The sequence below is a fragment of the Serratia sp. CY83965 genome, from assembly GCF_052166375.1.
In the GTDB taxonomy this organism is placed as follows: domain Bacteria; phylum Pseudomonadota; class Gammaproteobacteria; order Enterobacterales; family Enterobacteriaceae; genus Serratia; species Serratia marcescens.
In genome coordinates this window covers 242,926-257,430 of the sequence record NZ_JBJNOV010000001.1, presented here as the reverse complement: position 1 = coordinate 257,430, position 14,505 = coordinate 242,926, and the positions used below count along the sequence as shown (strand labels likewise).

The 14,505-nt window shown below is 60.7% G+C and carries 8 protein-coding genes; all 8 read left to right on the top strand.

What is annotated here, in order from left to right; genetic code table 11:
• The first annotated feature begins 65 nt into the window (after nt 1–65).
• The 8 genes from ACJ8PL_RS01250 (at nt 66) to ACJ8PL_RS01215 (ending at nt 14,502) form a co-directional block, all read left to right on the top strand.
• Nucleotides 66–1,238: an acyl-CoA dehydrogenase family protein gene (locus ACJ8PL_RS01250; RefSeq protein WP_228988481.1), complete on the top strand. Its 1,173-nt coding sequence runs from the start codon at nt 66–68 to the stop codon at nt 1,236–1,238.
• Complete coding sequence (locus ACJ8PL_RS01245; RefSeq protein WP_239441676.1) at nt 1,235–3,250, top strand: DUF6041 domain-containing protein; 2,016 nt, start codon at nt 1,235–1,237, stop codon at nt 3,248–3,250. Before ACJ8PL_RS01250 ends, ACJ8PL_RS01245 begins: the two co-directional genes overlap by 4 nt.
• On the top strand, nt 3,247–5,913 hold the full coding sequence (locus tag ACJ8PL_RS01240; protein WP_016928814.1) for a PEP/pyruvate-binding domain-containing protein: 2,667 nt from the start codon (nt 3,247–3,249) through the stop codon (nt 5,911–5,913). The genes ACJ8PL_RS01245 and ACJ8PL_RS01240 overlap by 4 nt, the downstream gene beginning before the upstream one ends.
• A 170-nt stretch (nt 5,914–6,083) precedes the next feature.
• Complete coding sequence (locus ACJ8PL_RS01235) at nt 6,084–8,687, top strand: biosynthesis protein PigD (RefSeq protein ID WP_079450882.1); 2,604 nt, start codon at nt 6,084–6,086, stop codon at nt 8,685–8,687.
• On the top strand, nt 8,684–11,245 hold the full coding sequence (locus ACJ8PL_RS01230; RefSeq protein ID WP_016928816.1) for an aminotransferase class III-fold pyridoxal phosphate-dependent enzyme: 2,562 nt from the start codon (nt 8,684–8,686) through the stop codon (nt 11,243–11,245). The genes ACJ8PL_RS01235 and ACJ8PL_RS01230 overlap by 4 nt, the downstream gene beginning before the upstream one ends.
• 10 nt (nt 11,246–11,255) lie before the next feature.
• Complete coding sequence (locus ACJ8PL_RS01225) at nt 11,256–12,272, top strand: methyltransferase (protein WP_004940222.1); 1,017 nt, start codon at nt 11,256–11,258, stop codon at nt 12,270–12,272.
• 23 nt (nt 12,273–12,295) lie between these two features.
• Nucleotides 12,296–12,559: an acyl carrier protein gene (locus ACJ8PL_RS01220; protein ID WP_004940224.1), complete on the top strand. Its 264-nt coding sequence runs from the start codon at nt 12,296–12,298 to the stop codon at nt 12,557–12,559.
• The gene (locus tag ACJ8PL_RS01215) at nt 12,556–14,502 is read left to right on the top strand and encodes an aminotransferase class I/II-fold pyridoxal phosphate-dependent enzyme (protein WP_143778562.1); all 1,947 of its coding nucleotides are present in this window, start codon (nt 12,556–12,558) and stop codon (nt 14,500–14,502) included. The genes ACJ8PL_RS01220 and ACJ8PL_RS01215 overlap by 4 nt, the downstream gene beginning before the upstream one ends.
• The last annotated feature ends 3 nt before the right edge of the window (nt 14,503–14,505 follow it).

The window sequence follows — 14,505 nt, the reverse complement described above, 5'->3', positions numbered from 1 at the left end:
TTTACCTGTTTGAGTTTTGGCCACCTCCAAACTAGAAATATTAGCTAATTTAATCTCTCAACCCAATGGCGGAGTTCGTCATGGATTTTAACTTATCAAGTGAGCAGCAGGCTCTAAGCGAATCCGCTCAGCGTTTTGCCCGCGAGGTGCTGGATCAGGATGCGCATGCTCGGCTTTCACGGCAGGTATTAAGCCTGGATTTGTGGCGACAAGCCGCCGCCTATGGTTTTACCCGAGCCCCCGTGACGACCGCGTTCGGCGGATTGGGCATGAATGCGCTCGATACTGCACTGATGATTGAGGCGCTGGGTAAAGGCAGCCGCGACATCGGCATGTCCTTCTCGCTCTGCGCCCATCTGTGCGCCTGCGTGATCCCGCTTTCCCGCTTCGGTTCCGAGGCATTAAAAGCGCGCTATCTCGAAGCGTTGGCGGCCGGAAAACTGATCGCGGCGAATGCGGCGACGGAGCCGGACGCCGGTTCCGATATTTATGCCATGAAATCAACCGCTCAACCCTGTGAAGGCGGCTACCGGCTCAACGGAAACAAAATTTTCATCACCAACGCGCCGATTGCCGACATCTTCATCGTCTATGCGAAAACCCATCCCGAACATGGCTTTATGGGCGTGTCCGCATTTGTGCTCGAAAAAGGGATGCCAGGCTTAAACGTAGGCGCCGTCAGCCCGAAAGATTGCCTCTCCAACTGCCCGTGGAGCGAACTGACCTTCAACGACGTCTTCATTCCAGAGGCCCAACGGCTCGGTATGCCGGGCGCCGGCGGCGCCATCTTCCACGATTCAATGATCTGGGAAAAGGGCTGCCTGTCGGCTCTGTTTATCGGCGCAATGGAGCGCGTGTTCGACAGCGCGCTGGACTATGCCAAACAACGCCGACAATTCGGCAAAGCGATCGGCCAATTTCAGTCCGTCTCCAACCGCATCATCGAGATGAAACTGCGTCTGGAACAGTGTCGGCTAATGCTCTACCGCGCCTGTTGGAAACACGATCGGGGCCAGGATGCCGAGATCGACATCGCCATGAGCAAACTGTTGATTTCCGAATATGCCGTGCAGTCCGCGCTGGACGCGATTCAAATCTTCGGCGGAGCCGGCATGGATCAAGAACTCGGTCTGGTGCGCCACTTACTGAACGTGATCCCCAGCCGGATCTTCTCCGGCACCAACGAGATACAAAAAGAAATTGTCGCCCGCAAGCTGGGTCTGCGGGGAGGCGCATGATGATCGTTCAACGCGTTTTTGCTGTGCTCTATATGTTGGCCGGCCTGGCGAAAGCCTTCCCTCAGTTGGAAAACGTCGCCGATATTCTGCAGCAGGCGGCCGTGGCGAACCAGGGCACCTGGTACGCCGGGGCGACGGCTTGGTTGGCGGCGCAGGGTACAGTGGTTAACGCGCTGATCGGCGTGGCGCTGTTTGCCTCCGGTGCGGTCTTGATGTTCAACCCGCGTTGGACGCCATTGATCATCTACTGCCAGCTGCTGATGATGGCGGGATTTGTCACGATCCTGCACCGCGCCCAGCCGCAGGTCATGTTGCTCGATGCGATTTTCGCGCTGGCGGCGCTGTACATGCTGCGTCAGCAGCACCACCGCAAACCCAAGCCGCGCACGTTCCCCACGCGCGACTTTTCCACGCCCACGCCGGCGGCAGGCGGCCCGGTAACCCCCGCGCTGGACGGCGAGTATGACGTGGTGATCATCGGCGGCGGCGTCTCCGGTTTGGCCGCGGCCAGCGAACTGACCGATCGCCGGGTTTTGGTGCTGGAAAAAAGCGCCTCCTTCGGCGGCAACGCCCGCTACAGTACGGTGAACCGCCTGAAATTTCCTATCGCCGGCGTCTGCTTCCAGGAACCGCTGCCGAATTCTTTCATGGCGCAACTGCTGAAGAAAATCGGTCTGAGCGGCGTATATAAATCCAATGAAAAGGACACGCTGGTATTTTTCGACACCGTCTTGCTGCTCCGCTGCCTGGGTGAAGTCGTCGTCGGTTTTATCAAACAACCGGTCTACCTGCTTAAACCGGCCGTCTGGCGCCTGACGGGACAACTATTCCTGCATGCCTTGATCGGTAAACCTTATGTTATCGCGGCAAAACAGCTGGGCGATCCGATCTTTGCCGATCTGTACGCCTTCCTGGATACCTTCTCGCCGCGCGGCGAGCGGTATCCCAGCCTGCCCTGGACGCCGCAGAGCGCCTGGAGCAAAACGAATATGGCGCTGCTCGACACTATCCCGCTGTACACTTATCTGTTCGAACCGCACAAACTGGATCAGATACCGACGGATCTGCGGCCACCGAGAAAATTCGGCAGGCTGGTAGAGAATGCCGTCAGCACCACGCTGCGCGTGGAATGTCTCGATATTCGCGAAGTCTCCGCCTATGTCGGATTGCACTTCCTGGTGGGGTATTTACGCGGCAATCTGGTCACGCTGCCGGGCGGTAACGGCAGCATCAGCGCCGGGCTGCTCGACTATCTTGAGGAGCAAAACAACGTCAGGCTGCAAAGCCGCGTACAGCTTCAAAGCATCACGCCCGGCGGCGACGAAACGGTGATCCGGTTCAGCGTCAATGGCGCGGCCAGCGAAATCAGAGCCAAACAAGTGATCTGGGCCGCCCCCAAAACGCATGTGCCCACCTGGTTGCCCACCCTGCCCAAAGAGCAATTGGCGGCGATCCGCCAGATCCGCCATGAAGATTACTACCTGGCGAACGTGCTGTTGAAAAAACCGATCCTCGAACGCTCGTTCGGCGGCTATCTGATCGAGCCGGAAAACACCCGCACACCTTACTATTGGAGCAAAGCCGGCACCTGCCTGGTCGCCAATTGGATGGACAATCACCTCAGCGCGGAAGCCGGGGTATTAACCCTGCTCAAACCAACCACTCGTCCAGAGCGGCAAGGTCGCACCGCGCAAAACGAGTTCCTGGCGCTGCAGCAACAGACCTATGTCGAAATCGCCAAAGTGCTGGGCAACATGGGCATTGACGCCGACATCATTGAAGACATTCAAATCTGGTTCTGGCCCGCGGGTCTGGTGACCTCGGTCGCCGGGCAACAGGCCCAGGGCGTGTTTCACCAGGCCAGCAGGCCGTTTGAGAATATTCACTTCGCCAATCAGGACAGCGTGGGCATCGGTAATATCGAAAGCGCGGTGTTAGCCGGACTGAACGCCGCCAAAGCGGTGAGAGAACGCCTCGCAATGCCCGTTACGCCTGCGGAGGTGATGTCATGAATCCTACCCTGGTGGTTGAACTTTCCGGCGATAAAACGCTGGAACCCCATCGCCTGGGCGGCAAAGCCCATTCGTTGAATCATTTGATTCAGGCGGGCTTGCCGGTGCCGCCGGCGTTTTGCATCACCGCGCAGGCTTACCGACAGTTTATCGAATTCGCCGTGCCGGGAGCGCTGCTCGACACGGGCGCACCGGGCAACGTGCGCGATATGATTTTGAGCGCCGCTATCCCCGCCCCGCTCGATCTGGCGATCCGTCACGCCTGCAAACAGTTGGGCGACGGCGCCTCGCTCGCCGTGCGCTCTTCGGCGCTGGAAGAAGACGGCCTGACCCACTCTTTCGCCGGGCAATACGACACTTACCTGCACGTGCGCGGGGATGACGAGGTGGTGCGCAAGGTGCAATCCTGCTGGGCGTCGCTCTGGGCGGAACGCGCCGCCCAGTATAGCCGGACATCGGCGGCGCAGAGCGATATCGCCGTCGTCTTGCAAATCATGGTGGATGCAGACGCCGCCGGCGTCATGTTTACCCAAGATCCGCTGACAGGCGATGCCAACCACATCGTCATCGACAGCTGCTGGGGGCTGGGGGAAGGCGTGGTATCCGGACAAGTCACCACCGACAGCTTCATTTTGGATAAGGCGAGCGGCGAGATCCGCGAGCGGCAAATTCGTCACAAACCGCACTATTGCCAACGCGATCCGCAGGGACGGGTCACGCTGCTGCAAACGCCCGAAGCCAGGCGAGACGCCCCCAGCTTAACCCCGGAACAGCTGCAACAGCTTGCCAGGCTGGCCCGGCAAACGCGGATGATTTACGGCACGGAACTGGATATCGAATGGGCGGTGAAAGACGATCGCGTGTGGCTCCTGCAGGCGCGGCCGATCACCACGCAGGCCAAACCGGTTCAGATGCTTTACGCCAACCCGTGGGAAAGCGATCCGACGATCAAGGAACGGGCCTTTTTCTCCCGAATGGACACCGGCGAGATCGTCACCGGCTTGATGACGCCGCTGGGGCTGTCGTTTTGCCAGTTCTACCAAAAGCATATTCATGGCCCGGCGATCAAAACCATGGGGCTGGCGGATATCGGCGATTGGCAGATTTATATGGGGTATTTGCAAGGCTACGTCTATCTGAATATCTCCGGATCGGCCTACATGCTCCGCCAATGCCCGCCCACCCGCGACGAAATGAAGTTCACGACCCGCTACGCCACCGCCGATATCGATTTCAGCGGGTACAAAAACCCCTATGGCCCCGGCGTACAGGGATGGGCTTATCTCAAGAGCGCCTGGCATTGGCTGAAACAGCAGAGGCATAACCTGCGCAGCGCCGGCGCGACCGTCGATGCCATGATCGCCCTGCGCCAGCGCGAGACGCGCCGCTTTCTGGCGCTGGATCTGACGACCATGACACATCAGGAACTGGAGCGAGAACTCAGCCGCATCGACGGTTACTTCCTCGACAGCTGCGCCGCCTATATGCCCTTCTTCCTTCAGTCGTTCGCGCTCTACGATGCGCTGGCGCTGACCTGCGAACGTTATCTCAAAGGCCGCGGCAACGGATTGCAAAATCGCATCAAGGCGTCGATGAACAACCTGCGCACCATCGAAGTCACGCTGGGCATTCTCAGCCTGGTGGAAACGGTCAATCGTCAACCGGCGTTGAAGGCCCTGTTCGAGCGACACAGCGCACAGGAACTGGTCACCGTCCTGCCCACCGCTCCCGAATCGCGCGCCTTCTGGCAAAGCGACTTCAGCGCCTTCCTGTTCGAGTTCGGCGCCCGTGGCCGCCAGGAGTTCGAATTGAGTCTTCCGCGCTGGAACGACGATCCCAGCTACCTGCTGCAAGTGATGAAAATGTATCTGCAACATCCGGTGGATCTGCACACGAAACTGCGGGAAACAGAGCGGCTGCGCCATGAAGACAGCGCGACGCTGCTTAAAGCGATGCCCTGGTTTGGCCGGATGAAGCTGAAGTTCATCACCAAACTGTATGGCGTGATGGCCGAACGCCGCGAAGCGACCCGGCCAACCTTCGTCACCGAAACCTGGTTCTACCGCCGCATCATGCTGGAAGTGCTGCGGCGCCTGGAGGCGCAAGGCCTGGTCAAACCGGCCGATCTGCCCTATGTGGACTTCGAGCGCTTCCGCGCGTTTATGGCGGGGGAACAGTCGGCGCAGGAAGCGTTCGCCGCCGATCTGATCGAGCGCAATCGCCACCAGCATCTGCTGAACCTGCATGCGGAAGAGCCGCCGATGGCGATCGTCGGGGGGTATCAGCCCAGGATGAAAGCCCCCACGGCGGAAAACGCCGCCGGCATGCTGTCCGGCCTGGCGGCCAGCCCCGGCAAAGTGGTGGCGAAAGCGCGCGTCATCACCGACCTGCTGGCGCAGGCCGGCGAGCTGCAGCCCAACGAAATCCTGGTGGCGCGCTTTACCGACGCCAGCTGGACCCCGCTCTTCGCGCTGGCGGCGGGCATCGTCACCGATATCGGCTCTGCGCTGTCCCACAGCTGCATCGTCGCACGCGAATTCGGCATCCCCGCGGCGGTCAATCTCAAGAACGCCACCCAGTTGATCAACAGCGGCGACACCTTGATTCTCGACGGCGACAGCGGGACGGTCATTATTCAACGCGGAGAACGTGCCGATGGCTAGTCAGCACCACATCCGGCGAAGGTAAACCATCCGCCTGAACACAGCACAATTCAACGAAGGTGATGCGCGCGGCAACCGCCGCCTGCAGAGACCGTCGCGGGCTTTGTCGTGCCGAATTTGCCCGCCTGGCTGAAGCCGTCACTCCATTTTGGCTGCACAAGGAACTCATCATGACGACCCTGACAGGACAAGCAAGACTCACCAACTCCGCCGCCTACGAGCAAGTGTGGCAAGCGGAGCGCCAAGCCTGCCGCACCGACGCGGATCCCGACACCCTGACGGTCGGCGTGGTGGTGGTGACGCGCAACCCGGCGTTTTTCCAAACCGGGCTTAGCGTACTGAACGATATCCGCGATTATGTTTTCAACCGCGTGCATATCCAGTCCGAGATGCCGCTGAAACTGTTGGATCTGGCGGCGGACTCGCTTTATCTGGCCGCGCGCGAAAAGGCGCTGCACTTTCTCAAAGGCCAAAACAAGGCTATCAACGTTCGCATCATCCAATGCGCCAGCCTGGCCGAGGCCACCGGCAAGATCATCTATACGCATGCGCTGGAACAGCGTCCCGAATTTCATTTGGGCATGCTGTTCTACGATCAGACCACGCCGGCCGGCGTCGATGACAGCATCGAACAGATCGATCGCGATCTGGACGCCTTTTACAGCGCCTTGCAGCGCAGCGGCATTCCCGCGTTTTACACCACCTTCTCCACCGTTGCGTTCATTCGCCAGCTGCGATCGCCCTTCCGCTACCTGCCGCAGCAATACCGCGAAATCGTGCGCAGCGAAGATCCGGCGATCTTCCAAACCGAGCTGTTGTGCCTGTGGATGGACTTCTTCGAGATGAACTACACCAACCGCCGGGTCAAGCCGATCGGCGCGCTGGCGCTGCACAACACGCTGGGTGAGCAGCTGATTCAATTTTTCGAGCGTACCGCCGCCGAACGCTGGCTGGTGTCCTATTACACCGGGTCGATCATCTCCAATCTGATCGGCTATCTGGATCGGCATGCGGAGGCGCGCGGCGCGCTGATCCTGCGCGGCCCTAACGAACACGCCATCGCCTGCGGCGCCATGGCCAACTGGCAGCTGTATCGCATGCCGTTCCTCGGCGTAGTGACCTCCGGGATGATGGATGAATTCAAGGGTACGCTGGCCAACCTCAAGGAAACCGCCGCCCAGGGCATCATCGTCGCGGCGGAAAACCGCGGCAATCAATGGTACAGCTTCCAGGGAACGCTGACGCCGACGGAGGACATGCGCGAAGTGCTTATCGCCCGCCGCATCCCGTTCGTTTATATCGATGACGTCGAAATGATCGGCGCCGGTTTGACGGAAGCCTTCCGCCTTTATCATCAAGGCCAGGGGCCGGTGGTGATTCTGGCGACGCAAAACGTGCTGGAGTCGACCCTGTCGCTGGAGGGCGCCGTCTGCGATCCCTCGCCGATCCCGGTTCTGTCGGCGGACGATCCGCTGCCGATGAGCGAAAGCCTGGCACAGGCGATAGCGCTGATCAACCGCGGGCCGGAACGGCTGGTGTGGCAGTTGGGCCCGGTCAGCGACGACGAATACGCCCTGATCCATGACATCGCCGACGCCGCCGGCATCGCCCTGGTGGACTCGTTGGCCCATCCCGGCTCGGCGCCGAAATATTATCAGGGCCGGCGCAATCCCCACTACCTGGGCACCCTGGCGATTTACGGCTATAGCCCGCGCGTCTACAACTTCCTGCACACCAATGACAAGCTCAACGCCATGAGCGAGCAGAGCCTGTTTATGATCAAAAGCCGCGTCGCTCAGATCACCACCCCCTTCTCCGACGGCAGGCTGGAGCGCAAGGTTCATCTGGTGCAGCTCACGCACGATGATCGCCATCTGTCGCCCTATGCCGATCTGCACCTGCACATGAACTGTCTGGCGTTCCTGCGCACGGTGAAAGCGCATCTCGACGTCGATCCGGCATTGCGGGAAAGACGCCGCGCGTTGATCGCCGCCTATCTCGATTCGCCTTCCGACGTGGTCAGCCAGCTTCCCAGTCTGCCCATGTCGGCCAACTACTTCTTCTGCCAGTTGAACCGAGTGATTGAAGATTTGATCGAAACGGAGGGCTTCGATTTTACCGGCGTATATGACGTCGGCCGGTGCGGCATCTCCGCCGCGCGCAACGTCGCCAAAACGCGCCGCGGCTTTTCCGGCTGGTATGGCCGCGCCCTGATGGGCGACGCTCTGCTGGCCACCGGCTACCTGGCTTACACCAGCCCAAGCCACGTGATGGCGTTTATCGGCGACGGCGCTAAAGGGATCGTACCGGACATCCTGCCGGCTTTTATCGACAACATTCTCACCCATCCGCAGTTGCTGAATAAAAGCATCACCGTCTTCTATTTATGCAACGGCGGTCTGTCCGTCATCAATACCTATCAGGAACGCATTCTGTTCAATCGCACCTCGCGGCAAATGCGGTTGGTGAACGTCGAACAGCCGGACGTCGAACAAACGGTCAATAACTTCCATATCCAGAGCAAAACGCTTACGCATTTCGACGAAGACGTCATTCGCCAGGCGCTGACCACCCCGCACCGACTCAATCTGTTCTCCGTGGTGCTGGGGCACAACAATGAAGGCGACGGTATCTCGCTGGCCACCGCCAAAGGCTGGCAGCGCGATCCGAGCGACCACGACGCCCTGCAGGAGCGCAAAGCCTGGGCAGCCCAACAGCCCGAATCGACCAGCACCGCCTTCGACCAAGATCCTACACAGGAAGCCACCTCATGAAATTCGGATTCATCGCTCATCCCACCTCGCTGGGGTTGAAACGTTACGTCAAAATGCTCGATCTGCTGCAACGCAACTCGACCGAGCAGCACAGCGGCTATACGCGTGAACTGTGGGAACGACAAAACCTGGTTCCCTTTATGAACTTCGCCAGGATCACCTCGGCGACCGGCGCCACTTGCGAAGGGGTGATCAAATACATGCCGCTGGTGGCGGATGAGATGCTGGCCGACGCACGCGGTATCGCCGCCAGGGTGGTCCAAGGCATCGAAGAGCTGGCCGGCGATGGCGCCGAACTGGTCGGTCTCGGCGGTTTTACCTCTATCGTTGGGCGACGCGGCGAAGCCACCGCGGAAAAGTCACCGGTGCCGGTCACCTCCGGCAACTCGCTGACCACCTACGCCGGCTACAAGGCCTTGATGCAGATCCAGTCCTGGCTGGAAATTCGCCCGGAGGAGGAACCCGTCGCCATCGTCGGCTATCCGGGGTCGATCTGCCTGGCGCTAAGCCGTCTGCTGCTGGCGCACGGTTTCTCTCTCCATTTGCTGCACCGCGCCGGCAACCATGATCGCAGCGAACTGCTCAGCCATTTGCCCGAGGAGTATCACTCGCGCGTCACCCTGACCAGCGATCCCGAAGATCTCTACCCGCGCTGCAAACTGTTTGCCGCCGCGACCTCCGCCGGCGGCGTGATCGACCCCGCCAGACTGCAACCCGGTTCGATCTTCATCGACGTGGCGCTGCCGCGCGATATCGCTTCGGAAACGCGCCCGGCGCGGGATGACATTCTGATCATCGACGGCGGCTGCGTCACCGCCACCGATGCGGTCAAGTTGGGTGGAGAATCGCTCAACGTCACCATCAAGCAACAATTGAACGGCTGCATGGCGGAAACCATTGTGCTGGCGCTGGAAAACCGGCGGGAAAACTTTTCGCTGGGCCGCTATCTGGCGCCGGAAAAAGTGCTGGAGATCGGTGAAATCGCCGAGCGCCACGGGTTCTTCGCCTATCCGCTGGCCTCGTACGGCGAGCGCATCGATCGGCAGAGCGTGACCAATCTCAAGCGCTACTACCACCATGACATCTATGCCGGGGAACCGGCTGATGCGGCGCTGCCCGCATCGCGCCTGGCGTTTATCGATGCGGTCATCGCCCAAACGCCGGCCAGGGAAGACACCCTCGACCGCTATCATCAATACATCAACCCCATGATGGTGGACTTCCTCAAGTTGCAGCGCTGCGACAACGTTTTCCGCAGCGCCGCCGGCACCCAGTTGTATGACGATGCGGGCGAGGCTTTCCTGGACATGGTGGCGGGCTACGGGTGCCTAAACCTGGGCCACAACCCGCAGCCAGTGGTCAACGCGCTGAAAAACTACCTCGACGCTCAAGGCCCCAACTTCATTCAATACATTTCCATTCCCGAACAGACCGCCAAGCTGGCCGAAGTGCTCTGTCGTCTGGCGCCGGGCAACATGGGCCGGGTGTTCTTCAGCAACTCCGGCACCGAAGCCGTCGAGGCCGCGATGAAGATCGCCAAGGCCTCGACGGGCAAGCCGGGCATCGCCTATCTGCGCAACAGTTACCACGGTAAAACGCTGGGCGCGTTGTCCATCACCGGACGAGACAAACACCGCCGCTATTTCACACCGCTGCTGGACGCGATGGTGGAAGTGCCGTTCGGCGATCTCGCCGCGCTGCGGGAAGCGCTGAACCGTGAAGACGTCGGCGCGCTGATGATCGAACCGATCCAGGGCGAAGGCGGCGTACATATCCCGCCCGCCGGTTACCTGCAGGCGGTGCAGCAGCTCTGCCGCGAGACCGGCGTGCTGCTGATGGTGGACGAAGTGCAAACCGGGCTTGGGCGCACCGGCAAACTTTTCGCCTGCGAATGGGACGGTATCGAGCCGGACGTGCTGATGCTGTCGAAATCCCTGTCCGGCGGCCTGATCCCCATCGGCGCCACGCTGTGCCGAACCGATCTTTGGCAAAAAGCCTATGGCACGGCGGACCGCTTCCTGGTGCACAGCTCCACCTACGGCGGCGGCAACCTCGCCTCGGTCGTCGCCCTCAGCGCGCTGCGCGAGATCCTGGCGCAGGATTTGGTCGGCCATGCCGAACGGATGGGCGCCTACTTTAAGCAGGCACTGAGCGAGATCGCCGCCCGCTATCCGTTCGTCAGCGAAGTGCGCGGCCGCGGCCTGATGCTGGGGATCCAGTTCGATCAGGCGTTCACCGGCGCGGTCAACGCCTCCGCCCGCGAATTCGCCACCCGGCTGCCGGGCGATTGGCACACCACCTGGAAATTCTTGCCCGATCCGGTGCAAGCCCATCTGCGGGCGGCGATGGATCGCATGGAACAGGCGCTCGGCGAAATGTTCTGCATGAAATTCGTCACCAAGCTGTGCCAGGACCACAAGATCCTGACCTTCATTACCGCCAACAGCTCGACGGTGATCCGTATTCAACCCCCGCTCATCATCAGCAAAGCCGAGATCGACCGTTTCGTCGGCGCCTTTGCCACGGTGTGCGAGGAACTCTCCACCTTTTTAGACTAGGGAGCCAGCAATGCCTTTAACCAAGCAAGATGCCGTCAATCAGATGATGGGCTTTTTCCAGGCCAAGGCGCTGACCGCCGCGCTGGCGCTGAAGCTGTTCGATCAGCTGCGCGATCGGGACGCCGACGCGGCGCACATCGCCGCGCGGCTTGACTGCCCGGCGCGTTCCACCGAGCAGTTGCTCATCGCGCTGCGGGCCATGGGGTATCTCGACCAACGAGACGGCCTTTATCATTTGCCCGCCGCCCACCGGGCTTTTCTGTTGAGCGACGAACCCCAGTGGCTGGGATGGCTGGGCCGCCACATCGATACCTTCCTGTATCCGCTGTGGGGCGAGCTGAAAACGGCGGTGCGAAACGATGCCCACCAGCGCCGCACGGTCTTCGGCGATGACCGCAGTTGGTTCGACATCCTGTACCAAAATCCGGACGACGTGGCGGACTTCCAGGAATTTCTCGGTAAATTCGCCGCGCCCTTTATCGCAGGCTTTGTTCGCGATTACGACTTCTCGCAACACCGTGCGTTTTTGGACATCGGCAGCGGGATCGGCAGCCTGCCGATGGCGATCGCCGACGCTTATCCGGGGATCGCACTCGCGATCTGCGAACTGCCGCAGGCCTCGGCGTTCTTGCGCGACAAGCTGACGCTGCAAGGCTATGGCGAACGCATTGACGTCGTGGAGGGCGATGTCATCAGCGGCGATCTGCCGATCGGCGGCTATGACCTGATCCACCTGGGATGGATGCTGCACGACTACGCCCCGGAAACCCAACTGACCATCCTGCGCAACATCTATCGGGCGATGCCGGCCGGCGGCCGCTTCATCGCTTCCGAAACACCGCTGAACGAAGACAAATCAGGGCCGGAATTTACCGCCCTGCTGTCGCTGAACATGCTGGTCTCCACCGACGGCGGCATAGAGAGCAGCGCGCAGGAATACCTGGACAGATTCCGTCTGGCGGGATTCAGCAACGCGCGCATCATGAAAATAGCCGGCCCACGCACCCTGATCGTCGGCGAAAAATAACCAGTTAGCAACGGGAGCTCGCAATGTTAGAAAGCAAATTGATCCAGCATATCGCCACCCAGTATCTGGATGGCGATCACGACGGCCTGAATGCTCAAACCCCGCTGTTTGAACTGAACGTCGTCGATTCCGCCTCCATTTTCGATCTGGTGGATTTTCTGCGTCAGGAGTCTCATGTCGCCATCGGCATGCATGAGATCCATCCGGCGAACTTCGCCTCGGTGCAGGCGATGGTCGCGCTGGTGCAACGGTTGCAAGCGCAAGTCGCCGCAGGGGGTGTCGCATGAGCGTTCACGCCGTCGATAGCGCAGCAAACGCGCATGAAGCCGTCCGGCAGTCGGTGCTGCACACCTTCGCCCGGCTGACCGAGTATGAACCGTCGGCACTGGCCCTGACCAGCCATCTGGAAAACGATTTGGGCGTCGACTCCATCGCGCTGGCGGAAATTGCCATGGTGCTGAACCGTCAGTTCCAATTAAATACGCCGCTGGCGATCCAGGAGATCAAAACCATTCAGGATGCGCTCGACGGTATTTTGCAGCGCGGTTTCACGCTGCCGACGCCGAACGCCGCCGCGCAACCTGCCCCCGAGACGCCTCAGGCCTGGTTGAGCGCTCTCGTACGCCAGGTGTTCGCCACCCACAGCGGATATGAAGTGCGTGATCTGTCCCCCGACGCCGCCATCGAAGGCGACCTGGGCATCGACTCCGTAGCGGTGGTGATGGCGCGCAACGAGTTGCTCAAAACGCTGGGCCTGGACGATAACGCAGCGCTGGCGGAGTGCCGCACGCTGGCTGAGCTGGAGCACAACCTGGCGGCGCGGCTGGTTCAGGAACAGGGCGAAGCGTGGTTCAGCCGCTTTGGCCAGCACACCGCCGCGTCCGCCGCGCCGCAGCCCACCAAGGCGCCCGCATCGCCGGACGCGCGCGATGAGCTCGGCGATCCGCGCACCATGCGGGACTTCGTCGGCATCGAGCACCCGGATTTGTTCCATAAAACGCGTGAATTCGGCGCTTTTTATCGCGATAAAAAACAGCGTCAGCTTTACTGGTACGGCATGCCGCTTGAAACGCCGTGCAAAAACCGCGCGGTCATGTTCGACGAGGTCACCGGCAAAAGCCGCGAATTTCTGATGTTCGGCTCCAACAGCTATCTGGGATTGTCGAACCATCCGGAAGTGATCCACGCCATCCAGGACGCCGCTGGCCTGTACGGCGCCACCAACACCGGGTGCCGCATCATCGCCGGCAGCAACGTGCTGCATCTGGAATTGGAGCGCAAACTGGCCAAGCTCAAAGGGCGCGAAGACTGCATCGTCTATCCGTCCGGCTACTCGGCCAACCTGGGATGCATCTCGGCTCTGACCAGCCGACACGACCTGGTGTTCACCGACGCCATCAACCACATGAGCATCCAGGACGGCTGCAAGTTGGCGGGCGCGCAGCGGAAAATTTATGACCACTCTTTGACCAGCCTTGAGAAATCGCTGGCCAAATACGCCGATCACCCCGGCGGCAAGCTGATCGTCACCGATGGCGTTTTCAGCATGCACGGCGATATCGTCGATCTGCCGCGCCTGATGAAGCTGGCCGAACGCTACGGCGCACGCGTATTGGTCGACGACGCGCACGCGACCGGCGTCTTGGGCAAAACCGGCTCGGGCACGGCGGAACACTTCAATATGAAAGGCCAGGTGGATCTCGAACTGGGCACCATGAGCAAGGCGCTGTCGGGGTTAGGCGGCTTCGTTTGCGCCGATGGCGAAGTGGTCGAATACCTGCGTTTCTACTCCAACTCCTATGTTTTCGCCGCCACCATCCCCGCCGCAGTCGCCGCCGGCGTGATCGCCTCCATCGACGTGATGCTGCGTGAACCCGAGCGACTGACCAAGCTGTGGGACAACATCTACTACTTCCGCACGCTGCTGCTTAACGCCGGTTTTGACCTTGAGCATTCCGACTCGGCCATCATTCCGGTGGTGGTGGGCGACGACGCCAAAACGCTGCTGTTCGGCCGCGCCGTCCGGGCGCGCGGGCTATTCTGCCAGACCGTGGTCTTCCCGGGCGTCAGCGTGGGTGACGCCCGCTTACGCATCAGCGTGACCAGTGAACACACGCGTGAAGATCTGGATGAAGCCTACGCCATTTTGGTGGCGGCGGCGCTGGAGACCGGCGTGCCGGTCAACGGCGATGTCCGACGGGAAGAGCGCGCACGCGCCGCCGAGGTCTGACAT